The organism is Streptomyces sp. 3330, assembly GCF_031456635.1.
Lineage (GTDB): Bacteria > Actinomycetota > Actinomycetes > Streptomycetales > Streptomycetaceae > Streptomyces.
Window position 1 is genome coordinate 54,576 of record NZ_JAVDVA010000012.1, and the last position, 24,799, is coordinate 79,374.

Below are 24,799 nucleotides of genomic sequence, written 5' to 3' on the forward strand. Positions count from 1 at the left end.
AGAATATAGGGGTGCTCCAGCAAATCTTCAGCCCCTCCGTCCAGCACACGCTCGACTTGATCGGCATCTTCGTCTTCGCCATCTCGGGCGCGCTGCTGGCCGTCCGCAAGAACTTCGACGTGTTCGGCATCGCCATGCTCGCCGAGGTCACCGCGCTCGGCGGCGGAGTCTTCCGGGACCTGGTCATCGGGGCCGTGCCGCCCGCCGCCTTCACGGACCTGGGGTACTTCCTCACGCCGCTGCTGGCGGCTCTCCTGGTCGTCTTCCTGCACCCCCAGGTGGAGCGCATCCAGACGGGCGTCAACGTCTTCGACGCGGCGGGTCTCGGACTGTTCTGCGTGACCGGGACGACGAAGGCGTACGACTACGGACTCAACCTGACCGCGTCGGCCGCGCTGGGCCTCGCCACCGCCGTCGGCGGCGGTGTGCTGCGCGACGTGCTGGCCAACGAGGTGCCCTCCCTGCTGCGCTGGGACCGCGACCTCTACGCGGTCCCGGCGATCGTCGGCGCCACCATGGTGGTGCTCTGCATCCACTACGACGTGCTCACCCCGCTGGCCAGCGGGGTGGCCGCGGTCACCGCGTTCGTGCTGCGGCTTCTCGCGATGCGGTTCCACTGGCGAGCGCCGCGCGCCTGGAATCGGCGCTCGACGGTGCGCGAGGAGTAGTTCCCTTCGCCTTCGCCTTGCCGTCCCCCTTCCCGTCGGCGGCCACCGGGCGCTGGTCCAGCTGGGTGGTCAGCCATCGGAACGCCGGCACGACCTGCGGCCGCCACAGCGCCATGGTGTGGCCGCCCGCGCTGGTCGGGATGTAGACGACGTGCACGGCCGTCGGCGCCTTGGCCGCCCGGCGCAGGGCCAGGGCCGCCTCGTAGCCGTCCTTCGGCTGGCCCGAGAGGTAGAGGGCCACGGGCGGCGGCACGGTGGCCTTGCGCAGCAGCAGGAAGGGGTTGTTGGCCCGGCGCAGGGCGGGGCTCTGCGCGGCGAGGGAGTTGTGCTCGACGATCGGGTCGCTGTACCCGGACAGGCTCACCGCCGCCCGGTAGCGGTCCGGGTGGGCGACGGCGAGCTTGGCCGCGCAGTGGCCCCCGGCGGAGTACCCGGCGACCGCCCAGCCCTTGGGCGCGGGCTGGGCCCGGAAGTTGTCCCTGACCATCTTCGGCACGTCGAGGCTGAGCCAGCTGTCGGCGTTGACGGTGCCGGCGACGTTGGCGCACCCGGTGTCCACGCCCGGCAGCAGCGTGGTGCGCGGCGCGACCAGGATGAACGGCGCGATCTTGCCCGCCCGCATCAGCGGCGCCAGTTGCTCGTGCACGTGCAGCGTCCCGTACCAGGACTTCGCGGAGCCCGGGTAGCCCGGCAGCAGCTCCACCACGGGGAAGGCGCGGTGCGCGTACGCGGGCTCGTCGTACTGCGGGGGCAGCCAGACGTAGACCTCGGCGTCGACGCCGGAGATCCGGCCCTCGAGCTGGGTGACGCGCACCCCGCCCGCCGCGTGCATGCCCGGCCCCTCGGCCTGGGTGAAGGTCTGGCGCACCTTGGGCAGCCGGTCCAGCGCGATCCCGCCGGTGCCGTCGGCGCCGAGGTCGGCGGCCTGCTGCACATGGGTGCCGGTGCCCAGCAGATCGTCCCAGGTGTCGTACAGCCCGTTGGCGTTGTTGACCAGGACGAAGACCAGGGCGACGGCGGTGCCCTGGGCGAACAGCAGCATCACCATCCGGGCCGCGGCGCGCAGGACCCGCGGCCCGCGCAGCCGTGACCACAACAGCAGCGGCAGCACGACGGCGGCCACGGACAGCGCGATCAGGGTGTAGAGGAACGGAGTCCCGGTGAGGCTCATGTCCTTGCAGAGGGTAAAGCGGGCGTCGAGGTTACGGACGAGTTCGGACACTTACCAAGAAATTGCCGACCGCTCACCCGAACCGGTCGTCGATGTACCCCGAATCGGTCATGTTCGGGCACGGTACGTTCATCCGGCCGTAGTGCGGCCGCCATCCGACCGCAGCATCCAAAGCTACCGCTTAGTAATAGGCTGTTGTACGGTTCAGGCATGCCAGAAGCAGCTACCGCGGCGGCCGGATCTGCCTCCACCGCCCTCGTCACGGCCCCGGCCGCAGACAGCGCGTCCGCGTTCGAGTTCGACCGGGACACCGCGCTCACCCGACGCGCGCCCGGCGTCTACGACATCGACCTCTCGGCCGGCTGGACGATCATCAGCGCCGTCAACGGCGGCTACCTTCTCGCCGTCCTCGGCCGCGCGCTCGCGGACGCCCTGCCGCACCGCGACCCGTTCACGATCTCGGCGCACTACCTCACGGCGTCCCAGCCCGGACCCGCGGTCGTCCGTACGGACGTCGTGCGCACCGGCCGCACCCTCTCCACCGGCCAGGCCTCGCTCTTCCAGTACGACGAGAACGGCGCCGAGGTCGAGCGGATCCGCGTCCTCGCCTCCTACGGCGACCTGGACGCCCTGCCGGACGACGTCCGCACGACGGCGAAGCCGCCCGCGATCCCGCCGATGGACCAGTGCTTCGGACCCGAGGACGGACCGGCGCCGGTCGACGGCAGCTCCGCGATCGCCGACCGTCTGATGCTCAAGCTCGACCCGTCGACCCTCGGCTGGGCGCTCGGGCAGCCTTCCGGCAAGGGCGAGATGCGGGCCTGGTTCGGCCTGAAGGACGGCCGTGACCCCGACCCGCTCTCCCTGCTCCTCGCGGTGGACGCGCTGCCGCCCACCGCCTTCGAGATCGGCCTGCGCGGCTGGGTCCCCACGGTCGAGCTGACGGTCCACGTCCGCTGCCGTCCGGCGCCGGGTCCGCTGCGGGTCTCCATCACCACCCGCAATCTCGCGGGCGGTTTCCTGGAGGAGGACGCCGAGGTCTGGGACAGCGCGGACCGACTGGTCGCCCAGTCGCGGCAGTTGGCGCGGGTCCGGCTCGCCTGAGCCCCGGCGCGCCGGGGCTTCTGTCACGGAGCTGTACCGGCGCGACGACCGGTCGGCGGAGGTGAACTCCCAGGTCAGCAAGGTTTCTTGAGCAGCGCTTTACCTGATTGACAGGCGGGGGACAGAGCGGCCCCAAGGAAGGCCTAAGCGTCCTTGGTTGAGTGCCGGTCTCAGGTCGTCCTCATCTTCCCTGGAGCTGTTTCTCATGAAGCGTGCGCTGATGCCCGTCCGTCTCGCCCCCGCGGTTGCCCTCCTGGCGCTCTCGCCGCTCGCCCTGGTGGCCTGCGGCTCGGACGACTCCTCCTCGAGCAGCGGGACGTCCGCACAGCAGTCCTGTCAGCCGCCGTCCGGCAACCCGTCGGGCATGCCCGGCGGAGCCCCCTCCGGGGCCCCGTCGGGCACGCCGAGCGGCGCGCCCTCGGGGCAGCCGACGGGCACGCCCACCGGAACGCCGACCGGTCTTCCGTCGGGCGCCCCCTCGGGCATGCCGAGCGGGGGTCCCGGCGGTGGCGGCCAGGGCGGCCCCGGCGGCGGCTGCGGCGGTCCGGGCGGAGGTCAGGGGCAGCAGGCCCAGCAGCAGGGCTGACGGCTTTTAGGCCACAGGGGCGGCGCACCCGGCAACGGGCGCGCCGCCCCTGTGGCGTACGGGTGCGCCGCGGGCGTCAGTCCAGCCAGTGCCGGCGGCCGATGCTGATGAGCCGCATCTGGCGGGCGGCGAGCAGGCCGACCCGCTCCCACTCCTCCGGCGGGGACTCCAGCGCTTCCAGGAACAGCGAGGCCGTGACGAGCATCTGGTCGACATAGAGGTGCGAGAGCATCAGCAGGTCGCCGTCGCTCCAGCCCGCGGACTCGGCGTCCTTGGCCAGCTCGGTCCTCACCTCCTCGGCGAACCGGGCCAGTTGGTCCCGGATCGCCTCCCGCACCGGCTGGACTCCGCCATGTCGCTCACGGGCGATGAAACGGACGGGGGCGGGGTACGCGGTGACGTGACCGGCTATCAACTCGACAGCGCGCGCGATGCGTTCCTCGCTCGTGTCGGCCGTGGTCACGGTGGTGCGGATCATCGGGTGCAGGCTGCCGAGCGCCTCCTCGACCAGGGCCACGCCCAGATCCGCGGTGGAGCGGAAATGGCGGTAGAAGGCGGTCGGGGCGACCCCGACGGCACGGGTGACCTCGCGCAGTCCCAGGCTGCTCAGGCTCTGCTCCTCCAGCAGCACCAATGCCGCGTCCATGAGCGCCTGCCGGGTCTTCTGCTTCTGGGCCTGCCGGATGCCGAGGGTGTGACTCATATCATCCAGTTAACAACTGTTCTCTGGAATTGAAAAGCCGGGGTACACGCTAGACTCAAGAGTCAGTGAACAACTGTAACTACAACTGTTCACCCAAAATTGACGGAGGGGGATCCGATCTCATGCTGTTCCTCGTTGCGGCTCTGCTGCTGTTCGGCGTCGTCATGGGCACCGTGGCCCACGCGCCGTTCACCTTCACCCTCGTCGCCGCCGCGGTGATCGCCGCCTGGCTCGGCGTCTTCGCGCTCCGCGAGCGCCACGGCCGCCGCCGGCGCACCTCGACCCACTGACCCGTCGCACCTTCCTCCACAGGAGCTGACCAGCCATGCACCTCACCGCACCGGCCACCCGCCGCACCGGCATCCGGGACACCGACGGCATGGCCGTCGCGTCCTTCGTCCTCGGGCTCCTCGGCCTGCTCGTCCTCAACGTCTTCCTCGGTCCGATCGCCATCGTCCTGGCGTCGGTCGCCCTCTGGCGCGGCACGGCCCGCCGCGGACGCGCCTTCCTCGGACTGGGGCTGGGCGTCGCCGACCTGCTGGTCCTGGTGGCGTTCATGCAGGCCGACTCGACGGTTTCCTGGAGCTTCTGAGCGCCCGGGCTCACCTGCCAGCGAGGCGGGCCACCCGGCCCCCGTAGAATCGGGGCCACCATGGCATACCTCGACCACGCCGCGACCACGCCGATGCTCCCCGAGGCGGTCGAGGCACTCACCGCGCACCTGGGCGTCACCGGCAACGCCTCCTCCCTCCACGCGGCCGGCCGGCAGGCCCGCCGCACGGTCGAGGAAGCCCGGGAGACCCTCGCGGAAGCGCTCGGCGCCCGTCCCAGCGAGGTCGTCCTGACCTCCGGCGGCACCGAGGCCGACAACCTCGCGGTCAAGGGCCTGTACTGGTCCCGCCGTGACACGGACCCGGCCCGCACCCGCGTCCTGGCCAGCCCGGTCGAACACCACGCGGTCCTCGACGCCGTGCACTGGCTCGGCGAGCACGAGGGCGCCACGGTCGAGTTCCTCCCGGTCGACTCCTACGGGCGGGTCCACCCCGAGGCGCTCCGCGAAGCCCTCGCCCGCAACCCCGACGACGTGGCCCTGGCCACCGTCATGTGGGCGAACAACGAGATCGGCACGATTCTGCCGGTGCGCGAACTGGCGGACGTGGCAGCCGAGTTCGGTGTCCCGCTGCACGCCGACGCGGTCCAGGCCTTCGGTCAGGTCCCCGTCGACTTCACCGCCTCCGGCCTCGCCGCGATGACGGTTTCCGGCCACAAGATCGGCGGCCCGTACGGCATCGGCGCCCTTCTCCTCGGCCGCGAGCACACCCCCGTCCCCGTCCTGCACGGCGGCGGTCAGGAGCGCCATGTCCGCTCCGGCACCCTCGACGTCCCCGCCATCGCCTCCTTCGCGGTCGCCGGACGCCTCGCCGCCGAGCAGCGCGAGTGGTTCGCCCGCGAGATCGGCGCCCTGCGCGACGCGCTGATCGACGCCGTCCGCACGGCCGTCCCGGACGCGATCCTCGGCGGCGACCCGGTCGACCGGCTCCCGGCCAACGCCCACTTCACCTTCCCGGGCTGCGAGGGCGACTCCCTGCTGCTGCTGCTCGACGCCCAGGGCATCGAGTGCTCCACCGGCTCCGCCTGCACCGCCGGCGTCGCCCAGCCCAGCCATGTCCTGCTCGCCACCGGCACGGACCCGGATCTGGCCCGCGGCACCCTGCGCTTCTCCCTCGGTCACACCTCCACCGAGGCCGACGTCGAGGCGGTCGCCAAGGCCATCGGCCCGGCCGTGGAGCGGGCGCGGGCCGCCGGACTGACGTGAGGCCGACGACGGATGCCCGCCGGGTGCCGACACGCAGCGGGCATCCAGGGGGCGCGGTCCCGTGCGCCACGACCGCGTCACGGCCCGACCGCCCTCGTCCCCACGCTGGAGAAGGCGGCGCCGGAACACGTACACGCAGGTGCGCGCTTCGTCGGTGAAGTCGGCGCACCTCATGGCGATCTTGACGGAGCCCGATGTCGGCCGCATGCGACCGGTGCCGCACAACCTGTGTTCAGGCGGTGGTGGCCTGCGCCTCCCGCACGAGGCGCAGATACCGGTCCCAGTCCCAGTGCTCGCCCGGGTCGGTGTGATCCGTGCCCGGCACCTCCACGTGCCCGATGATGTGCTCGCGGTCGACGGCTATGCCGTAGCGCCGGCAGATCGCGGCGGTCAGCCGGGCGGAGGCGGCGTACATCGCGTCGGTGAAGTCCTCGGGCCGGTCCACGAAGCCCTCGTGCTCGATGCCGACACTGCGCTCGTTGTACGCGCGGTTGCCCGCGTGGTACGCCACGTCCAGCTCCCGGATCATCTGCGTGACGTGCCCGTCCTTGGCGACGATGTAGTGGGCGGCCGCCTTGTGCCCCGGGTCCTCGAACGCCTGCACCGCGCTGTCGAGATCGCCCTGCGTGACATGGATGACGACCATGTCGATCCCGTAGTCGTCCGGCCGGTCCGCCCAGCGGAAGTTCGCCTCCGACGCCGCCACCCACCGGGCGCCCCGGAAGTCGACGGCGCCCTCCACCCGCTGCCTGCGCACGCCCGGCAGCCGCCAGTACAGCCGCGCCAGTTCGTCCCGCGCGAGGACGCCCGTGCCGACCGCGGCCGCCGCCCCACCGATCAGCAGGGCGCGCCGCCCTATCCGCCGGTCGGAGTCGCTCTTCCCGTCCCCCATGCCCGTGCCCTTCCTCGCCCCTCGGGATCGTCAACGGATACCCGCGGGCTCCGGTTCCCGCGGACCCGTACCCTGGAAGCGTTATGACTGAGACCTCGCAGCGCTCCCGCCCCCTTCGCGTACTCGCCGCCATGTCCGGCGGGGTCGACTCCGCCGTCGCCGCCGCCCGCGCGGCCGAAGCCGGCCACGACGTGACCGGCGTCCACCTCGCCCTCTCCGCGAACCCGCAGTCGTTCCGGACCGGCGCGCGAGGCTGTTGCACCATCGAGGACTCGCGTGACGCCCGTCGCGCGGCCGACGTCATCGGCATCCCGTTCTACGTCTGGGACCTCGCCGACCGCTTCCGCGAGGACGTCGTCGACGACTTCGTCGCCGAGTACGAGGCCGGCCGTACCCCGAACCCGTGTCTGCGCTGCAACGAGAAGATCAAGTTCGCCGCGCTGCTCGACAAGGCGCTCGCCCTGGGCTTCGACGCGGTGTGCACCGGCCACTACGCGAAGGTGCTGGTCCGCGAGGACGGCACGCGCGAGCTGCACCGCGCCTCCGACATGGCCAAGGACCAGTCGTACGTCCTCGGCGTGCTCGACGACCGGCAGCTCGCCCACGCGCTGTTCCCCCTCGGCGACACGGTGACGACGAAGGACGAGATCCGCGCGGAGGCCGAGCGCCGGGGCCTGGCGGTCGCCAAGAAGCCCGACTCCCACGACATCTGCTTCATCGCCGACGGCGACACCCAGGGCTTCCTCGCGAACCGGCTCGGCCGCGCCGAAGGCGACATCGTCGACGAGTCCGGCGCGAAGGTGGGCACCCACGAGGGCGCGTACGGCTTCACCATCGGCCAGCGCAAGGGCCTGCGCATCGGCACCCCGGCCGCCGACGGCAAGCCGCGCTACGTCCTCGACATCTCCCCGGTGGACAACACCGTGACGGTCGGCCCGGCCGCCTCCCTGGACGTCGGCGCCCTGACCGCGATCAGGCCCCGCTGGTGCGGCGCCGCGCCGACCGGCCCCGGCACCTACACCGCCCAGCTGCGCGCCCACGGCGGCGAGACCGAGGTGCGCGCCGAACTCGTCGACGGCACCCTGGAGGTCACCTTCACGGAGCCCGTCCGGGGCGTGGCCCCCGGCCAGGCGATCGTGCTCTACGACGACACGCGTGTAGTGGGCTCGGCGACGATCGCGACCACCGTGCGGGCGACGGCCGGGGTGTCCTGACCGTCAGCCGCGAGGCCCGAAGAACTCCGCCAGCACCGGCGCCAGCACGTTCGGGTCCACCATGTGGGTCTGGCCCTCCAGCACGCGGTAGGCGCCGTCCGTGACCGCGTCCGCGACGGCACGCGTGGCCTCGCGCAGCCACGGCGGACTGGCCTCGCCCGCCAGGGCGAGCACCGGGGCGCCGACCGAGGCCAGCCGCTCCCGGGGCGGCACGCCGCCGCCCATGACGGCGTCGTCGTAGGCGAGGGTCGGCGCGATGGCCTCCATCCCGGCCCACATCGGCGACTGACGGGCGCCCCGGATCATCTCCTCGGCGAGCCCCGTCAGCCGCAGGAACAGCTCGACGGCGTCCCCGCGCCGCTCCTGCGCGAGCGCCTCGGTGAGGTCCGCCGTGTAGGCGGCGCGTTCCCGCGCGCCCTCCTCGTCCACGGCGTACGGCGTCTCGTACACGGCGACCCGCGGCACCGGCAGTCCGGCGGCCGCCGCCTCCAGCACCAGCGCGCCGCCCGAGGAGACGCCGTAGAGCGCCGCCTCGCCGCCCGCCGCCTCGATGAGGGCCGCCAGGTCCTCCACCTCGCGGTCCACCGCGTACGGCGCGGTGTCGCCGCTCTCGCCCCGGCCCCGGCGGTCGTACCGCAGGACGGTGAAGCGGTCGGCGAGCAGGCCGGCCAGGGGCGCCATGGTGCCGCCCGTGGACATCGCCCCGCTCACCAGGATGACCGCGGGCCCCTCGCCGGCGCGTGCGTACGCGAGTTCGGTGCCGTCGCGCGAAATCGTCTTCTTGTCCATGCCCATGCAGACTGCCGCACGGCACGGCGGTCATCGGCCTACGACACCTCCGCTTGCGGCACTTCCGCCTCCGGGACCTCCACTTCGTAGAAGCACAGGTGGTTCCTGATCTCGGCGACGTCGGGCTTGGGATCGGGATACGCCCAGACGAGGTCCGCCGCGTCCGGCAGCGACCAGTAGGACGCCGTTCCCTTGAAGGGGCAGTGCGTGCGGGTGTCGGAGGGGGTCAGCAGGTCGAGCCGTACGTCCTCGGCGGGGATGTAGTACCGCACCGGACAACCGGTCTCGCGCAGGGCGAGCGCCCGGTCGGTCTCGGCGAGCACCCGGCCCCCGTGGACGACCCTGATGTGCCGGTCGTCCCGCTCGATCGTGATCGTGTGTCCTCGGGTCATGACGGGAAAGCGCCTGCGGGGCGCCGATTCTTCCCGCGTACCGTGGCCGCATGCGTATCTGTGTCTTCCTCTCCGCCGCCGACCTCGACGACCGTTACACCCGCCCCGCGCGCGAGTTCGCCGAACTGCTCGGCAAGGGCGGCCACACCCTCGTGTGGGGCGGCTCCGACACCGGCCTGATGAAGGTGGTCGCGGACGGCGTGCAGGAGTCGGGCGGCCGGCTGTGCGGGGTGTCGGTGGTCTTCCTCGCCGCCAAGGCGCGCTCGGGGGCGGACGAGATGGTCGTCGCGCGGGACCTCGCCGAGCGCAAGCGGCTCCTCCTGGAGAAGTCCGACGCCGTCGTGATCATGGTCGGCGGTACCGGGACGCTGGACGAGGCCACCGAGATCCTCGAACTGAAGAAGCACGGGCACACCGACAAGCCCGTCGTGCTGCTCAACACCGCGGGCTTCTACGACGGCCTCAAGGAGCAGTTCCGGCGGATGGAGGCCGAGGGCTTCCTGCCCCGCCCCCTCAGCGACCTGGTGTTCTTCGCGGAGGAGCCGGTCGGCGCCCTCGCGTACCTGGAAGAGAGCCAGGGCGTCGCGTGACTCCTCGGTGATGCGAGCATGGCGGGCATGGCTACTCATGTGATCACCGGAGCCGGTTCCGGCATCGGCGCGGCCGTCGCCCGCCGCCTGCACGCGCGCGGGGACGAACTCGTGCTGCACGCGCGCGACGCGGGCCGCGCGAGGGAGCTGGCGGCCGAGTTCCCCGGGGCCCGGACCCTGGTCGGCGACCTGGCCGAACCCGCCAAGCTGAGCTGGGCCTTCTCCCACCAGACGCTTCCCGACCGGGTGGACTCCCTCCTGCACATCGCCGGCGTGGTCGACCTGGGTCCGGTCGGCGACCTGACCCCGAAGTCCTGGCGTCACCAGCTCGACGTCAACCTGATCGCCCCGGCCGAACTGACCCGGCACTTCCTGCCCCAGCTGCGGGCCGCCCGCGGGCACGTGGTCTTCGTGAACTCCGGCGCGGGGCTGCGGGCGAGCGCCGACTGGTCCGCGTACGCCGCCTCCAAGCACGGCCTGAAGGCGCTGGCCGACGCGCTGCGCGCCGAGGAGCACGGCAACGGCGTGCGGGTCACCTCCGTCTACCCCGGCCGCACCGCGAGCCCCATGCAGGCCAAGGTCCACCAGCAGGAGGGCAAGGCCTACGACCCGGGGGAGTGGATCGACCCCGAGTCGGTCGCGACGACGATCCTGATGGCCGTCGACCTGCCCCGGGACGCCGAGGTCAACGACCTGACGGTGCGGCCGGGGCGGTGAGGCCGCCCGCGGGGGCGAGGCGCACCCCCGCGCCTACGTAGGCTTCATCCCGTGAACGCACATTTCAGTTTCGGCCCCGCCACCGGCGTCGGTTCCCTGCCCGGCGGTGACGCCCGCGAGGCCGCCAGGGCCGCCACCGGGTCCTTCGAGGACTTCCCGTTTCTCGCCGAGCTGCCGGCCCGGGGGCCGGGCGCCGACATGATCGGCCGCACCGCGGGGATGCTCGTCGAGCTGTTCGCGCGCGTGGAGCCCAGCGGCTGGCGGATCGGCGACCGGCCGGGCCGGGACACCAAACGGGCCCGGTCCTGGCTGGGGGAGGACCTCGACGCGCTGGAGGAGTTCACGCAGGGCTACGAGGGCCAGGTCAAGGTCCAGGCCGTCGGGCCCTGGACCCTCGCCGCCGCGCTGGAGCTGAAGAACGGTCAGTCGGTGCTCTCCGACCACGGGGCCCGCCGCGACCTCGCCGGCTCCCTCGCCGAGGGGCTGCGCCTGCATCTCGACGAGGTGCGCCGCCGCCTGCCCGGCGCGCGGGTCGTGCTCCAGCTCGACGAGCCCTCCCTGACCGCCGTCCTGCGCGGCCAGGTGAAGACCGCCAGCGGCTACCACACCTACCGCGCCGTCGACCGGCAGGCCGTGGAGGCCACCCTGCGGGAGGTCGTCGGGGTGCACGGCGACGGCCCCGTCGTGGTCCACTCCTGCGCCCCGGACGTCCCGTTCGCCCTGCTGCGCCGGACCGGCGCGGCGGCGGTGTCCTTCGACTTCTCGCTGCTCACCGAGCGTGACGACGACGCGATCGGCGAGGCGGTGGAAGGCGGGACCCGGCTGTTCGCCGGTGTCGTGCCGGGCGTGGACACCCCGTTGTCGGACCCTGCCGGTAGCGTCATGGGTGTCAGGACGCTGTGGCGCAGGCTGGGGCTGGCCCCGGGGTTGCTCACGGAGGCGGTCACGCTCACGCCGTCGTGCGGCCTCGCGGGCGCCTCCCCCGGGTACGCGCGCGAGGCTCTCGCCCACTGCGTCCGGGCGGCGAGATCCCTCGCGGACAACCCAGAGTAACGGGAGGACGACACGGTGGCCGGCGACATGCAAGCGGAGACGACGGTGCCCAGCGAGGCACGGGAGAAGCACGCGCAGCTGGCTGAGCAGATCGAGGAGCACCGCTTCCGGTACTACGTGAAGGACGCTCCCGTCATCAGCGACGCGGAGTTCGACCGGCTCCTGCGCGCCCTGGAGGAAGTGGAGCAGGAGTACCCCGAGCTGCGCACCCCCGACTCGCCGACCCAGAAGGTCGCGGGCGCGTACGCGACGGAGTTCACGGCCGTCCAGCACCGCGAGCGGATGCTCTCGCTCGACAACGCCTTCGACGCGCTGGAGCTCGCGGCGTGGGCCGAGCGCGTCCACAAGGACGTGGGCAGCTCGGCGTACCACTTCCTGTGCGAGCTGAAGGTCGACGGCCTGGCCGTCAACCTCACCTACGAGAACGGCCGGCTCACGCGCGCGGCGACCCGTGGGGACGGCCGCACGGGCGAGGACATCACGCCCAACGTGCGCACCATCGCGGAGATCCCCGACCGTCTCACCGGCGACGGGGTGCCGTCCCTGGTGGAGATCCGGGGCGAGGTCTACTTCCCGATGGAGAAGTTCGAGGAGCTGAACGCCCGTCTGGTCGAGGCGGGCGAGAAGCCCTTCGCCAACCCGCGCAACGCGGCCGCCGGTTCACTGCGCCAGAAGGACCCGCGGGTCACCGCCTCGCGCCCGCTGTACATGGTGGTGCACGGCATCGGCGCGCTGGAGGGCTACGAGGGCCTCACCCGCCTCTCCGAGGCCTACGACCTGCTCAAGACCTGGGGCCTGCCCACCTCCCCGCACAACAAGGTGGTCGGCGACCTGGACGACGTACGGGCGTTCATCGCCTACTACGGCGAGAACCGGCACTCGGTGGAGCACGAGATCGACGGCGTGGTCGTCAAGCTCGACGAGATCCGCCTCCAGGGGCGGCTCGGCGCCACGGCCCGCGCGCCCCGCTGGGCGATCGCCTACAAGTACGCGCCGGAGGAGGTCAACACCAAGCTCGTCGACATCCGGGTGGGCGTCGGCCGTACCGGCCGCGTGACGCCGTACGCCCAGGTCGAGCCGGTCACGGTGGCGGGCTCCGAGGTTGAGTTCGCGACCCTGCACAACCAGGAGGTCGTCAAGGCCAAGGGCGTCCTGATCGGCGACACCGTGGTGCTGCGCAAGGCCGGTGACGTGATCCCGGAGATCCTCGGTCCGGTCGCCGACCTGCGCGACGGCAGCGAGCGCGAGTTCGTGATGCCGGCCGAGTGCCCGGCGTGCGGTACGGCGCTGCGGCCGATGAAGGAGGGGGACATCGACCTGCGCTGTCCCAACGCCCGTACCTGCCCGGCCCAGTTGCGCGAGCGGGTGTTCTACCTGGCCGGCCGCAAGGCGCTGGACATCGAGCAGTTCGGTTACGTCGCCGCGGCGGCCCTCACCAACCCGCTGGAGCCGGCCGACCCGCCGCTGCGGGACGAGGGCGACCTCTTCGACCTCACCATCGAGCGGCTGCTGCCCATCAAGGCGTACGTCCTCGACCAGGACAGCGGGCTGCCCAAGCGGGACCCGAAGACGGGTGAGGAGAAGATCGTCACGGTCTTCGCCAACCAGCAGGGCGAACCGAAGAAGAACGCCGTCGCCATGCTGGAGAACATCGCCGCCGCCAAGGAACGCCCGCTGGCGCGCATTCTCACCGGCCTGTCCATCCGTCATGTCGGACCGGTCGCGGCCGAGGCGCTGGCCCGCGAGTTCCGCTCGATCGAGCGCATCGAGCAGGCGTCGGAGGAGGAGCTGGCGGCCACCGACGGGGTGGGCGCCATCATCGCCGCCTCGCTCAAGGAGTGGTTCGCGGAGGAGTGGCACCAGGAGATCCTGCGCAAGTGGCGGGCCGCCGGCGTCCGCATGGAGGAGGAGGGCTCCGGGGAGGACCAGGGACCGCGCCCCCTCGAAGGGCTGACGGTGGTCGTCACCGGCACGCTCGAGCAGTTCACCCGCGACGGCGCCAAGGACGCCCTGCAGAACCAAGGGGCGAAGGTGACCGGTTCGGTTTCGAAGAAGACATCTTTCGTTGTTGTGGGTGACAATCCGGGATCGAAATACGACAAGGCGATGCAGTTGAAGGTGCCGGTCCTGAACGAGGACGGCTTCACCGTCCTCCTGGAACAGGGACCCGAGGCGGCTGCCGAAGTGGCCCTTCCGACCGAGGAGTAGCGCGCGTGGCGGTTGAAGGTCACCCGATCGGCGCATACCAGATGCATACGGGTGGCCGGGGCGCATTCGGGCAACCGTCGACGACCGCTGCCCGTGGAAGCCTTCCGCGGCCTACTGTTGAGACGTGCGCCTGCCGTGCCCAGCCGCGGCCGGTGCACCCCCGTGCTCCTGGCGAGCAGGAGGAAGGGTTCTCCGACGCGGCGCCGCCCGGGGTTGTCGGGCAACGGGTCGCGTGGTGTGGGCACCGCCGGCTGTGAGAGGGACGGGAATGGAACCGACCGAGAGCGCCGCCCCGGACGCACGGCTGCGCCGACGCCGGGTCGCCGGCGTCTGGTGGGGGAGCCGGTGGACGGCGCGCTCCGAACGGCCCGCGGGCGCGGAGGCCTACGTGCCGCACACCGCGCCGTACACGTCGCCGCACCCCGCCCCGGAACTCCGCGTCACCTCCGCCCCGCACCCCGGGATGCCCGAGAGCGAGGCCGACCGGCACCAGGCCTGGCCCGCGCTGCCCGCCTCGGTCGTCTCCGCGGCCGCCTTCGCCCTCGGCGCCGGCTTCTACCGCGCCTTCACCGGCCACCACGCGCTGTTCCCGTCCGGCACGGCCGGCTGGGCCCTCGCCGTGCTGGCCGGCGTCATCGTCGGCCATCTGGTCCTGCTCGGCCGCGCCCGCTGGTGGGGCGGCACCGGCTCCGGCGCCGCGCTCACCCTCGCCGTCCTGCTGCTGTACGGCTGGGTGCCCGCAGGACTGGTCAGCCTCACCGTCGTCGTCCTGGTGGGCATAGCCCGGCGCCACCGCTGGCGGCAGGGCGTCCTGCACGGCGCGGTGGACATCCTCGGCATCGGCGCGGGCGCGCTGCTGCTGGCCGCCTGCGGGCCGATACCGTCCGTGGAGCGGCCCTGGACCCCCGACAACTGGACGGTCTACACCGGACCTCAGGTGGTCCTGGTCGCCGTCGCCTACCTCGCGGTCACCCGGGTCCTGCTCTGGTACCTGCACGCCCCGCGCGCCGGCGGACTGCCCACCGTCGCCCGTACGGCCCTGGTCCGACAGGGCCTGGTCGCGGTCGCCCTGCTGGGCATCGCGCCGCTGATCTGCGTGGTGGCCGTGGCCAAGCCGATCCTGCTGCCGCTCTTCGCCATCCCGCTCATCGCCCTCGACTCCACCCTGTGGATCGCCCGCGCCCGCGCCGAGGAGCAGCTGCGCGACCCGCTCACCGGGCTGCCCAACCGCCAGTGGCTGCTGGAGCGCATCTGGACCGCCCTGGACGACGCGGAGCGCATCGGCGCCCGGGCCGCCCTGATGCTGATAGACCTCGACCGCTTCCGCTCGGTCAACGACACCCTCGGTCATCTCGCCGGCGACCGGCTGCTGCTCCAGATAGCCGAGCGGCTGAAGCTCGCGCTGCCGCGCGGGGCGGAGGTGGCGCGGCTCGGCGGGGACGAGTTCGCCGTCTTACTGCCCGTGGCCGACTCGACGACCTCGGCGTCGCGCATCGCCCGCGGACTGGTCTCCGACCTCGGCTCGCCGCTCGACCTCGACGGGCTCACCCTCGTCCTGGAGGCCAGCGCGGGCGTCGCCGTCTTCCCCGACCACGCCCTCGACGCGGAGGGCATGCTGCGCCGGGCCGACGTGGCGATGTACCAGGCCAAGCGGGACCGCACGGGCGTGGAGGTCTACGAGTCCAAGCGCGACTCCAACACCCCCGACCGGCTCGGCCTCCTCGGCGACCTGCGCCGCGCGCTCGACGCCCACGAGGTCGAGCTGCACTACCAGCCGAAGGTCCGCTTCGACGGACAGGTGGCGGGGCTGGAGGCGCTGGTCCGCTGGGTGCACCCGGAGCGCGGGAAGGTGCCGCCGGACGAGTTCATAGCGATCGCCGAGTCGTCCGGGCTCATGCCCCATCTGACGGAGTACGTGCTGGAGAGGGCGCTCGGCCAGGTCGCGCGGTGGCGGGCCCAGGGGCTGTTCGTGCCGGTCGCGGTCAACGTCTCCCCCCGTGACGTGCACACCCCGGGCTTCGCGGGCTCCGTCGCGGCCCGGCTGGCCCGGCACGGAGTGCCCGCGGGAGCGCTCCAACTGGAGATAACGGAGCACGTCCTGCTGGAGGACCCGCAGCGCGCCGCGGACACCCTGAACGGCCTGACCGGACACGGCGTGAAGATGTCGCTGGACGACTTCGGGACGGGCTACTCCTCCCTGGTGCACCTGCGCCGGCTGCCCGTGAGCGAACTGAAGATCGACCGCTCCTTCGTGGCCCGGCTGGCCGTCGACACCGAGGACGCCGAGATCGTGCGGTGCACGGTCGACCTCGCGCATTCGCTCGGGCTGCTGGTGGTCGCCGAGGGCGTCGAGGACGACGAGACCTGGGAACGGCTGCGCGACCTGGGCTGCGACGCCGTCCAGGGCTGGCTGGTGGCCGCGGCGATGCCCCCGGAGGAGACCACCGCGTGGCTGCGGGCCCGCGGCTCACGCGGCTGGCAGCGCCCCGCTGCGGCACTCCCGGCAGCGGCCTCCGACGAGTAGCAGGCCCCTGGGTCCGCCCGTTCGGCCGTCCACCGCTTTCCCGTGCGGTGAGGCCCGCCGAGGGCGCGGAAGCCGGGTGGAAGCCGGCGAGAAGGCGGAGAGCGAGGCAAACCGTTTCACGGGCATGCTGCGCGGCCCCCTAGGATTGGGCCAAACCACACACTCACTCACTCCACCCCAGAGGAACGCTGCATGCCTGGCATCACGCGCGAGGAGGTCGCCCACCTCGCCCGGCTGGCGCGTCTGGAGCTGAAGCCCGAAGAGCTCGAACACTTCGCGGGACAGCTGGACGACATCATCGGCGCGGTCGCCCGCGTCAGCGAGGTCGCCGACCAAGACGTACCGCCGACCTCGCACCCGCTCCCGCTGACGAACGTCATGCGGGCGGACGAGGTCCGTCCGTCGCTCACCCCCGAGCAGGCGCTCTCCGGCGCCCCGGCCCAGGAGCAGCAGCGTTTCAAGGTGCCGCAGATCCTGGGGGAGGACTAAACCGCCATGACGGACAACGTCAACATCATCAAGCTCACGGCCGCCGAGACCGCCGCGAAGATCGCCTCCGGCGAGCTCACGGCCGTCCAGGTCACCGAGGCGCACCTGGCGCGCATCGAGGCCGTGGACGAGAAGGTCCACGCCTTCCTGCACGTCGACCGTGCGGGCGCGCTGGCCCAGGCCCGCGCCGTCGACGAGAAGCGGGAGCGGGGCGAGAAGCTCGGCCCGCTGGCCGGCGTCCCGCTCGCGCTCAAGGACATCTTCACCACCGAGGGCATCCCGACGACCGTCGGTTCGAAGATCCTTGAGGGCTGGATCCCGCCGTACGACGCGACGCTCACCAAGCGGCTCAAGGCCGCCGACGTCGTCATCCTCGGCAAGACCAACATGGACGAGTTCGCCATGGGGTCGAGCACCGAGAACAGCGCCTACGGCCCGACCGGCAACCCCTGGGACCTCACCAAGATCCCCGGCGGCTCCGGCGGCGGCTCCTCCGCCGCGCTCGCCTCCTTCCAGGCGCCCCTGGCCATCGGCACCGACACCGGCGGCTCGATCCGCCAGCCGGCCGCCGTCACCGGCACGGTCGGCGTGAAGCCGACCTACGGCGCGGTCTCGCGGTACGGCATGGTCGCCTTCTCGTCCTCCCTCGACCAGGGCGGCCCCTGCGCCCGTACGGTCCTGGACGCGGCGCTGCTGCACGAGGTCATCGCCGGGCACGACCCGCTGGACTCCACGTCCATCGACGCGCCCGTCCCGCCGGTCGTCGAGGCCGCCCGCAACGGCAGCGTCGAGGGCATGCGCGTCGGTGTCGTGAAGCAGTTCCGCGGCGAGGGCTACCAGGCCGGCGTCATCCAGCGGTTCGACGAGTCCGTCGCGCTGCTGAAGGAACTGGGCGCCGAGATCGTCGAGCTGGACTGCCCGTCCTTCGACCTCGCCCTGTCGGCGTACTACCTGATCGCGCCGTCCGAGTGCTCGTCCAACCTCGCGCGCTTCGACGGCCTGCGCTACGGCCTGCGGACCGGCGACGACGGCAGCCACTCGGCGGAGGAGGTCACCTCTCTCACCCGAGAGGCGGGCTTCGGCCCCGAGGTCAAGCGCCGCATCATGCTCGGCACGTACGCCCTGAGCTCGGGCTACTACGACGCGTACTACGGTTCGGCCCAGAAGGTCCGCACGCTCATCACGCGGGACTTCGAGAAAGCCTTCGAGCAGGTCGACGTGATCGTGTCGCCCACGACGCCGACCACCGCCTTCGCGATCGGCGAGCGCGCCGACGACCCGATGGCGATGTACCTGGCCGACCTGTGCACCATCCCGACCAACCTCGCGGGCAACGCGGCCATGTCGCTGCCCTGCGGCCTCGCCCCGGAGGACAACCTCCCGGTCGGTCTCCAGATCATCGCCCCGGCGCTGAAGGACGACCGGCTGTACAAGGTCGGCGCCGCCGTCGAGGCCGCCTTCGTGGAAAGGTGGGGGCACCCGCTTCTCGAGGAGGCTCCGTCGCTGTGAGCGCACTGAACAAGGCCAAGGGCTTCAAGAAGTCCAAGTCCGGTACGTACCTGTCCATCGCCGGCACCGCGTTCGGCGCGTTCGGCGTCGCCAAGCGGCTGAAGAAGGCCCGCGCCGAGAAGGACACCCTGGTCCTGATCGACGCCACCGTGTCCGCCGTCGCCATCGTCACCGGCCTCGCCATCCTCTACCGCGAGCTGAAGCGGCTGGGCGACGACGACGTCCTGCTGGGCTGAGAGGGAAGTTTCACCGTGACCACCACGACCGACCTGGTGTCGTACGAGGACGCGCTGGCGTCGTACGACCCCGTCATGGGCCTCGAGGTCCATGTCGAACTCGGCACCAAGACGAAGATGTTCTGCGGGTGTTCGACCGAGCTGGGCGCCGAGCCCAACTCGCAGACCTGCCCCACCTGCCTCGGCATGCCGGGCGCGCTTCCGGTCGTCAACGCGATCGGCATCGAGTCCGCGATCAAGATCGGTCTCGCGCTGAACTGCGAGATCGCCGAGTGGTGCCGCTTCGCCCGGAAGAACTACTTCTATCCGGACATGCCGAAGAACTTCCAGACCTCCCAGTACGACGAGCCGATCGCCTTCGACGGCTACCTCGACGTCCAGCTGGAGGACGGCGAGACCTTCCGGGTGCAGATCGAGCGCGCCCACATGGAGGAGGACACCGGCAAGTCGCTGCACGTCGGCGGCGCCACCGGCCGTATCCACGGCGCGTCCCACTCCCTGCTGGACTACAACCGCGCGGGCATCCCGCTGATCGAGATCGTCACCAAGCCGATCGAGGGAGCGGGCGCGCGCGCCCCCGAGGTCGCGCGGGCGTACGTCCGTGAGCTGCGCGAGCTGATCAAGGCGCTCGGCGTCTCCGAGGCCCGCATGGAGCAGGGCCAGATGCGCTGCGACGTGAACCTGTCGCTGCGCCCGCACGGCCAGGAGAAGTTCGGCACCCGGTCCGAGACGAAGAACGTGAACTCGCTGCGGTCCGTGGAGCGCGCGGCCCGCTTCGAGATCCAGCGGCACGCCGCCGTGCTCGACGGCGGCGGCACGATCGTCCAGGAGACCCGCCACTTCCACGAGGACACCGGGTCGACGACCTCGGGCCGCGTGAAGGAGGAGGCCGAGGACTACCGGTACTTCCCGGAGCCCGACCTGGTGCCGATCGCCCCGTCCCGTGCGTGGGTCGAGGAGATCCGGAGCGGTCTGCCGGAGCTGCCGCTGGCCCGCCGCAACCGGCTGCTCGCCGAGTGGGGCATCTCCGCCGCGGACATGCAGTCGATCCTCAACGCCGGCGCGCTGGACCTGATCGTCGCCTCCATCGACGCCGGCGCCGACGCGGCCTCCGCCCGCAAGTGGTGGATGGGCGAACTGGCCCGCAGCGCCAACGAGTCGGGCGTCTCGCTCGACGAGCTGGCGATCACGCCGCAGCAGGTCGCGCGGGTCACCGAGCTGGTGTCCAAGGGTGATCTGAACGACAAGCTGGCCCGTCAGGTCATCGAGGGCGTCCTCGCCGGCGAGGGCACCCCGGACGAGGTCGTCGAGAAGCGCGGTCTGAAGGTCGTCTCCGACGAGGGCGCGCTCACCACCGCCGTCGAGGAGGCCATCGCCGGCAACCCGGGCATCGCCGACAAGATCCGCGGCGGCAAGGTGGCCGCGGCCGGCGCCCTGGTCGGCGCGGTGATGAAGGCGACGCGCGGGCAGGCCGACGCGGCCCGCGTCAAGGAGCTGATCCTGGAGAAGCTGGGCGTCAGCGAGGGCTGATCCCGCCGTTCTCCACCCGCCCGGGGGGAATGCGCCGCACCGGCGTATTCCCCCCGGGCGTCCCTCTTCTGGGCCCGACGCGCTACGCTCGCCCGCCATGAGGGCACGAACCGACTCCGACACCCAGGACGACATACACGACGGCCCGCGACCCGGAACGACCGGAGCGACCGAAGCCGCCGACGCGGCCGAACCGGACGGCCCGGACGACGACGCGGACCACGTCACGGACGAGGAACACGGCATCGAGGACGCCCGGCGGGCCCGCTGGACGGCGATCGGCACCGGAGCGCTGCTCACCCTCGCCGGACTCGCCGCGTCCCTCCTGCGCCTCACCGGCTCCGCCCCCGCCCTCGTCCCGGCGGCCTACGCCCTCGGCGCCGCCGTCTGCGCCCTCGCCGCCCTCCTGGGCTCCCGCGGCCGCACCCGGCGCGCGCTGTGGCTGCTGATCGCCGGCGTGATGGTGATGGCGATCGGCGACCAGGCCGACTGACACGTGCCGCGCGAGGCGGACGCACGCCCGGCGAGGTCGGACACGTGGGCCGTTATCGTCCTGTGATCCGCCTCGCATTCCTGTGAAAAGCCCCACGATCGCCGCAAACGATCAACTTCTCCTGCAAGAGTGACCTCACATCGCTCATACGTTCTTTGCGGGCTGTTCAGGTCGGACACCAGGGTTCCCGGTCAAAGATCCACCATTCACCTTCCGGGAGCACGTCAAGTGGCAGCCCTCGCACGCTGGTGTGTTCGCCACCGCCTCATGGCGGTGCTGATCTGGCTCCTCGCTCTCGGCGGCACGGCGACCGCCGCGCTCGCCGCCGGCTCCGCGTACTCCGACGACTACGCAGTCCCCGGCACCGAGTCCGACCGCGCCACCCGGCTGCTCACGGCGGGATTCCCGGACCTCGGCGGCGACAGCGCCGCCGTCGTCTGGCACACCCCCTCGGCCTCCGTCCGCGCCGCCGACGTCGAACAGACCATGAACCGCGCCCTGGACGAGATCGCCGACCTGCCCGGCGTGGCCTCCGTCGACGGCCCCTACGACGACCAGGGCGAGGCGCGGATCAGCAAGGACGGGCACACGGCGTACGCCACCGTCACCTTCGAGGACCGCGCCGGGGACGTCGACGAGGCCGCGGCACGGGCCGTCGTCCGCACCGCGGAAGCCGCCGCGACCGACGGGCTCCAGGTGGAGCTGGGCGGCTCCGCGATCGGCCTCACCGAGTCCTCCGGCGGACATCTCGCCGAGGTGGTCGGCGTGGTCGTCGCCGCGCTGGTGCTGTTCCTCGCCTTCGGGTCCCTCGCCGCCTCCGCCCTGCCCATCGCCACCGCCCTGGTCGGCGTCGGCACCGCGTACGCGGGCATCGTGCTCCTCGGTCACGCCATGACCGTCGCCGACTTCGCGCCCATGCTCGGCCTGCTCGTCGGGCTCGGCGTCGGCATCGACTACGCGCTGTTCATCGTGACCAGACACCGGCGCGGACTGAAGCGGGGACTCACGGTCCCCGAGGCCGCCGCGAGCGCCGTCGCCACCACCGGACGCGCGGTCGTCTTCGCGGGCGCCACGGTGTGCATAGCCCTGCTCGGCATGCTGATCCTGCGCCTGAGCTTCCTCAACGGCGTGGCGATCGCCGCCTCCCTGACCGTGCTCCTGACGGTCGCCGCGTCCGTGACGCTGCTGCCGGCCCTGCTCTCCTTCATCGGGATGCGCGCCCTCAGCCGCCGCGAACGCCGCAGGCTCGCCGAACACGGACCCCGGCCGGAGCTGCCGACCGGGCTCGCCGCCCGCTGGTCGGCGTTCGTGGAGCGCCACCCGAAACTGCTCGGCGCGTTCGCCCTCGTCGTCATCGCGGTCCTCGCCGTCCCCACCCTCTCCCTCCGCCTGGGCACCTCCGACCAGGGCAACGGCCCCGAGTCGGCCACCACCCGGCAGGCCTACGACCTCCTCGCCGAGGGCTTCGGCCCCGGGGTGAACGGTCCGCTGACCCTGGTGACGCGTGTCGCGGGCGCCGAGGACCGGCTCGCCCTCGACAACCTCGACACCGCCCTGCGCGTCACCGAGGGCGTGGCCTCGGTGACGCCGGTGACCTTCGGCTCCGGCGGCCGCACCGCGTACCTCACCGTCGTCCCCGACTCCGCCCCGCAGTCCCAGCGCACCAGCGACCTCGTCGACCGGCTGCGCACCGAGGTGCTGCCCCGCGCCGAGACCGGCACCTCCCTCGACGTGCACGTCGGCGGGGTGACGGCCGGCTACGACGACTTCGCGGACGTCATCGTCGGCAAGCTCCCGCTGTTCGTCGGCGTCGTCATCGGCCTGGGCTGTCTGCTGCTCCTGCTCGCCTTCCGGTCCGTCGGGATACCGCTCAAGGCCGCCGTGATGAACGTCGCCGCCGTCGCCGCCGCCTTCGGGATCGTCGTAGCCGTGTTCCAGTGGGGCTGGGGCAGCGAGCTGCTGGGGCTCGGCCGCGCGGGGCCCATCGAGCCCTTCCTTCCCGTGATCATGGTGTCGGTTCTGTTCGGCCTCTCCATGGACTACCAGGTGTTCCTGGTCAGCCGGATGTACGAGGAGTGGCTGGAGACCGGCGACAACCGGCGCGCCGTCCGGGTCGGCCTCGCGGAGACCAGCCGGGTGATCAACTCCGCCGCCGTCATCATGATCTCCGTCTTCCTCGCCTTCGTGCTCAGCGGCGACCGGGTGATCGCCATGTTCGGCATCGCCCTCGCCGCCGCCGTCGCGCTCGACGCGTTCGTCCTGCGGACGCTGCTGGTCCCCGCCCTGATGCACCTGCTCGGCAGCGCCAACTGGTGGCTGCCCCGCCGTCTCGACCGGCACCTGCCGCGGATCAGCATCGAGCCGCCCGAGTGCCGTGCCGCCCATGAGAGGCTCACCGAGGTGGTCGAGGCGATGGAGAAGGAGCGACGGCCGGATGTACGCGATACCGCTGGGTGAGGACGGGGCCGAACTGCGCCCGCTGGAGCCCTGGCACGCGGAGGAGTTCCTGGCGCATCTGGAGCGCGGCCGGGAGTTCATCAACCAGTACGTCCCGTTCGGGTCGAAGGCCACCGACGTGGCCACCGCACGGGAGACGCTCCAGCGGTACGCCGACATGCGCGCCGCCGACACCGGCTCGCTGCACGGCCTGTGGCTGGACGGCAAGCTCGTGGGCGGTGTCCTCTTCCTGAACTTCGACGCCCGGGACGCGAACACCGAGGTCGGCTGCTGGCTCGAACCCGCCGCCGTCGGGCGCGGCCTGGTCACCCGGGCCATGCGGGTGCTGATCGACTTCGCGGTGGAGCAGCGCGGGATCCAGCGGGTCGAATGGGTCGCCTCCGCGGGCAACACCGCCAGCCTCGACGTCGCACGGCGGCTGGGGATGACCCGCGACGGGGTCCGCAGACAGGCGTACCCCTATCGTGGGGTGCGGCACGACCTCGAGGTGTGGTCCGTGCTCGCCCAGGAGTGGCGCGACGCACGTGCGCGCGGCGCTCACAACGATCATTAAGGGACCTCTCAGAGAGCGTCCGTACGGTGCGAGGTATGGGAACCAAGACTGTGGACGAGGCCGGCACGGAATCCGGTACCGAGGCGAAGCGCGACGAGGAGAAGGTGAACGTCACGAAGACCGGGGCACCGGACGAGGCGACCGAGGCGGAGGCCGTCGAGGACGCCGCCGCCGACGACACCGAGGACGGTGACGAGGTCCTCGCCGAGGAGGGCGCCGACAAGGGCTCCACCGGCGTCGGCCAGGGCGCCGGCGCCGTGGTCTCCGCCGCGCTGGGTCTCGTGTCGCTCACCGGCGGCTGGATCGGCACCGTCGCCGCCGCCCGCGAGACGCTGGTCGGCCAGCTCCAGACCTCGTCGAGCGCCGGCGTGGCCACCCAGATCAAGGAGGTCTACGGCGACGCCTGGCAGACCACCGCGCTGTGGGCCGGCCTGTTCGCGCTGGCCGCGCTGATCATCGGTGTGGTCGTCCTGGCCCGGCCCGCCTTCGGCGCCCCCGGCAGGCCGCAGGCCCCGTGGATCAAGTCCGTCTCCTGGGCCGGCGTCGCGCTCGGCGTCATCGGCCTGCTGCTGGCCGTGCTCAAGTACACCGACGCCCTGCTCGGGCTGCCGTCCGCGAGCTGAGTACCCGCAGGCCACGAGGGGCCTTAGGACGACCGTGAGCCACTCACGGACGTTCTAAGGCCCCTCGGTCACGTCTAAGGCGCCGACCGCCGCGGAAGATGCGGAACTCTCCCGATGTGGCGGACCCCCCTGGGAGACGAAGGTGGAGGCATCGCGAAGAGCGAAGCCGGAACAACCGACCTCTCAGGGGACACACCATGTACGAGTACGAGCTTCAGCAGGCCCGTTCCGCCGAAATGCGCCGCCGGGCCGAGCACGAGCGACTGGCCCGCCGGCTGGTCCGCGGCCGTCGCGCCGCCCGTCGCGAGGCCGCCGAACGCGCCGCCGAGCGATCGGACGGCGGCGCCGGGAGCGCATCGCATACCCACTTCCTCGATCGGCTCCGGTTCGCCCGCCCGGCGTGAGAGCGGGGGCGGGGGAGGGCGGCCGCACGGGGGTCGGCCGCCCTCCGGCCGGGGCCCCGGCGATATCCGCTGGGCCGT

26 protein-coding genes are annotated in these 24,799 nt (G+C 72.2%); 21 read left to right on the plus strand and 5 right to left on the minus strand.

Annotation, left to right across the window (positions count from 1 at the left end; translation table 11 throughout):
- Nucleotides 1-11 precede the first annotated feature (11 nt).
- Nucleotides 12-668, plus strand: coding sequence for a trimeric intracellular cation channel family protein (locus J2X68_RS20935; protein WP_079073735.1), 657 nt, complete (start codon nucleotides 12-14; stop codon nucleotides 666-668).
- On the opposite strand, the gene J2X68_RS20940 is transcribed toward J2X68_RS20935, so the two are convergent.
- On the minus strand, nucleotides 577-1,839 hold the full coding sequence (locus J2X68_RS20940) for an alpha/beta hydrolase-fold protein (protein WP_310434068.1): 1,263 nt from the start codon (nucleotides 1,837-1,839) through the stop codon (nucleotides 577-579). The two genes, J2X68_RS20935 and J2X68_RS20940, sit on opposite strands and share 92 nt — an antisense overlap.
- Nucleotides 1,840-2,049: 210 nt before the next feature.
- Here J2X68_RS20940 and J2X68_RS20945 point away from each other — a divergent pair, with 210 nt between their 5' ends.
- Both J2X68_RS20945 and J2X68_RS20950 read left to right on the plus strand, forming a co-directional pair.
- Nucleotides 2,050-2,943 (plus strand): thioesterase family protein, encoded by an 894-nt coding sequence (locus J2X68_RS20945; protein WP_310434069.1) that lies wholly within the window; start codon nucleotides 2,050-2,052, stop codon nucleotides 2,941-2,943.
- 205 nt (nucleotides 2,944-3,148) lie between these two features.
- A complete protein-coding gene (locus J2X68_RS20950) occupies nucleotides 3,149-3,529 on the plus strand; it encodes a hypothetical protein (protein ID WP_310434070.1) in 381 nt (126 codons plus the stop codon).
- A gap of 76 nt (nucleotides 3,530-3,605) precedes the next feature.
- On the opposite strand, the gene J2X68_RS20955 is transcribed toward J2X68_RS20950, so the two are convergent.
- Nucleotides 3,606-4,232, minus strand: a complete 627-nt coding sequence (locus J2X68_RS20955) for a TetR family transcriptional regulator (RefSeq protein WP_310434071.1) — start codon at nucleotides 4,230-4,232, stop codon at nucleotides 3,606-3,608.
- Nucleotides 4,233-4,354: 122 nt separating this feature from the next.
- Here J2X68_RS20955 and J2X68_RS20960 point away from each other — a divergent pair, with 122 nt between their 5' ends.
- From J2X68_RS20960 to J2X68_RS20970, 3 genes are read left to right on the plus strand one after another with little or no spacing between them, the layout of a single operon-like run.
- On the plus strand, nucleotides 4,355-4,522 hold the full coding sequence (locus tag J2X68_RS20960; RefSeq protein ID WP_310434072.1) for a hypothetical protein: 168 nt from the start codon (nucleotides 4,355-4,357) through the stop codon (nucleotides 4,520-4,522).
- A 35-nt stretch (nucleotides 4,523-4,557) separates the two neighbouring features.
- On the plus strand, nucleotides 4,558-4,824 hold the full coding sequence (locus tag J2X68_RS20965) for a DUF4190 domain-containing protein (RefSeq protein ID WP_310434073.1): 267 nt from the start codon (nucleotides 4,558-4,560) through the stop codon (nucleotides 4,822-4,824).
- A 60-nt stretch (nucleotides 4,825-4,884) separates the two neighbouring features.
- Nucleotides 4,885-6,048, plus strand: a complete 1,164-nt coding sequence (locus J2X68_RS20970) for a cysteine desulfurase family protein (protein ID WP_310434074.1) — start codon at nucleotides 4,885-4,887, stop codon at nucleotides 6,046-6,048.
- Nucleotides 6,049-6,280: 232 nt separating this feature from the next.
- Here J2X68_RS20970 and J2X68_RS20975 read toward each other — a convergent pair whose 3' ends face one another.
- Nucleotides 6,281-6,940 (minus strand): N-acetylmuramoyl-L-alanine amidase, encoded by a 660-nt coding sequence (locus J2X68_RS20975; protein ID WP_310434075.1) that lies wholly within the window; start codon nucleotides 6,938-6,940, stop codon nucleotides 6,281-6,283.
- A gap of 83 nt (nucleotides 6,941-7,023) precedes the next feature.
- On the opposite strand from J2X68_RS20975, the gene mnmA reads away from it, so the two are divergent.
- Nucleotides 7,024-8,154, plus strand: coding sequence for a tRNA 2-thiouridine(34) synthase MnmA (gene mnmA, locus J2X68_RS20980; protein ID WP_310434076.1), 1,131 nt, complete (start codon nucleotides 7,024-7,026; stop codon nucleotides 8,152-8,154).
- 3 nt (nucleotides 8,155-8,157) lie between these two features.
- On the opposite strand, the gene J2X68_RS20985 is transcribed toward mnmA, so the two are convergent.
- Nucleotides 8,158-8,943 carry an alpha/beta hydrolase gene (locus J2X68_RS20985; RefSeq protein ID WP_310434077.1) on the minus strand — a complete coding sequence of 262 codons (786 nt, stop codon included), beginning with the start codon at nucleotides 8,941-8,943 and terminating at the stop codon, nucleotides 8,158-8,160.
- 38 nt (nucleotides 8,944-8,981) lie between these two features.
- Nucleotides 8,982-9,335, minus strand: coding sequence for a DUF427 domain-containing protein (locus tag J2X68_RS20990; protein WP_310434078.1), 354 nt, complete (start codon nucleotides 9,333-9,335; stop codon nucleotides 8,982-8,984).
- 50 nt (nucleotides 9,336-9,385) lie between these two features.
- On the opposite strand from J2X68_RS20990, the gene J2X68_RS20995 reads away from it, so the two are divergent.
- The 14 genes from J2X68_RS20995 to J2X68_RS21060 all read left to right on the plus strand — a co-directional run bounded on the left by J2X68_RS20995 (nucleotide 9,386) and on the right by J2X68_RS21060 (nucleotide 24,721).
- Nucleotides 9,386-9,925 carry a TIGR00730 family Rossman fold protein gene (locus J2X68_RS20995; RefSeq protein ID WP_310434079.1) on the plus strand — a complete coding sequence of 180 codons (540 nt, stop codon included), beginning with the start codon at nucleotides 9,386-9,388 and terminating at the stop codon, nucleotides 9,923-9,925.
- Nucleotides 9,926-9,943: 18 nt separating this feature from the next.
- Entirely contained in the window at nucleotides 9,944-10,642 is a 699-nt protein-coding gene (locus J2X68_RS21000; protein WP_310434080.1) for an SDR family oxidoreductase, read from the plus strand.
- 51 nt (nucleotides 10,643-10,693) lie between these two features.
- On the plus strand, nucleotides 10,694-11,695 hold the full coding sequence (locus tag J2X68_RS21005; protein WP_310434081.1) for a methionine synthase: 1,002 nt from the start codon (nucleotides 10,694-10,696) through the stop codon (nucleotides 11,693-11,695).
- Between the two features lie 15 nt (nucleotides 11,696-11,710).
- A complete protein-coding gene (gene ligA, locus J2X68_RS21010) occupies nucleotides 11,711-13,903 on the plus strand; it encodes an NAD-dependent DNA ligase LigA (protein WP_310434082.1) in 2,193 nt (730 codons plus the stop codon).
- 268 nt (nucleotides 13,904-14,171) lie between these two features.
- Nucleotides 14,172-16,427 (plus strand): bifunctional diguanylate cyclase/phosphodiesterase, encoded by a 2,256-nt coding sequence (locus J2X68_RS21015; RefSeq protein WP_310434083.1) that lies wholly within the window; start codon nucleotides 14,172-14,174, stop codon nucleotides 16,425-16,427.
- Nucleotides 16,428-16,619: 192 nt separating this feature from the next.
- Complete coding sequence (gene gatC, locus J2X68_RS21020; RefSeq protein ID WP_007384860.1) at nucleotides 16,620-16,916, plus strand: Asp-tRNA(Asn)/Glu-tRNA(Gln) amidotransferase subunit GatC; 297 nt, start codon at nucleotides 16,620-16,622, stop codon at nucleotides 16,914-16,916.
- Nucleotides 16,917-16,922: 6 nt separating this feature from the next.
- The gene (gatA, locus tag J2X68_RS21025) at nucleotides 16,923-18,425 is read left to right on the plus strand and encodes an Asp-tRNA(Asn)/Glu-tRNA(Gln) amidotransferase subunit GatA (protein WP_310434084.1); all 1,503 of its coding nucleotides are present in this window, start codon (nucleotides 16,923-16,925) and stop codon (nucleotides 18,423-18,425) included.
- Nucleotides 18,422-18,661 (plus strand): hypothetical protein, encoded by a 240-nt coding sequence (locus tag J2X68_RS21030; RefSeq protein WP_020131415.1) that lies wholly within the window; start codon nucleotides 18,422-18,424, stop codon nucleotides 18,659-18,661. The genes gatA and J2X68_RS21030 overlap by 4 nt, the downstream gene beginning before the upstream one ends.
- A 15-nt stretch (nucleotides 18,662-18,676) precedes the next feature.
- Entirely contained in the window at nucleotides 18,677-20,191 is a 1,515-nt protein-coding gene (gatB, locus tag J2X68_RS21035) for an Asp-tRNA(Asn)/Glu-tRNA(Gln) amidotransferase subunit GatB (protein ID WP_310434085.1), read from the plus strand.
- 97 nt (nucleotides 20,192-20,288) lie between these two features.
- On the plus strand, nucleotides 20,289-20,684 hold the full coding sequence (locus J2X68_RS21040; RefSeq protein ID WP_310434086.1) for a hypothetical protein: 396 nt from the start codon (nucleotides 20,289-20,291) through the stop codon (nucleotides 20,682-20,684).
- A gap of 228 nt (nucleotides 20,685-20,912) precedes the next feature.
- On the plus strand, nucleotides 20,913-23,141 hold the full coding sequence (locus J2X68_RS21045) for an MMPL family transporter (RefSeq protein WP_310434087.1): 2,229 nt from the start codon (nucleotides 20,913-20,915) through the stop codon (nucleotides 23,139-23,141).
- A complete protein-coding gene (locus J2X68_RS21050) occupies nucleotides 23,119-23,694 on the plus strand; it encodes a GNAT family protein (protein WP_310434088.1) in 576 nt (191 codons plus the stop codon). Before J2X68_RS21045 ends, J2X68_RS21050 begins: the two co-directional genes overlap by 23 nt.
- A gap of 35 nt (nucleotides 23,695-23,729) precedes the next feature.
- The gene (locus J2X68_RS21055; RefSeq protein WP_310434089.1) at nucleotides 23,730-24,317 is read left to right on the plus strand and encodes a hypothetical protein; all 588 of its coding nucleotides are present in this window, start codon (nucleotides 23,730-23,732) and stop codon (nucleotides 24,315-24,317) included.
- 197 nt (nucleotides 24,318-24,514) lie between these two features.
- A complete protein-coding gene (locus J2X68_RS21060) occupies nucleotides 24,515-24,721 on the plus strand; it encodes a hypothetical protein (protein ID WP_310434090.1) in 207 nt (68 codons plus the stop codon).
- Nucleotides 24,722-24,799: the final 78 nt, after the last annotated feature.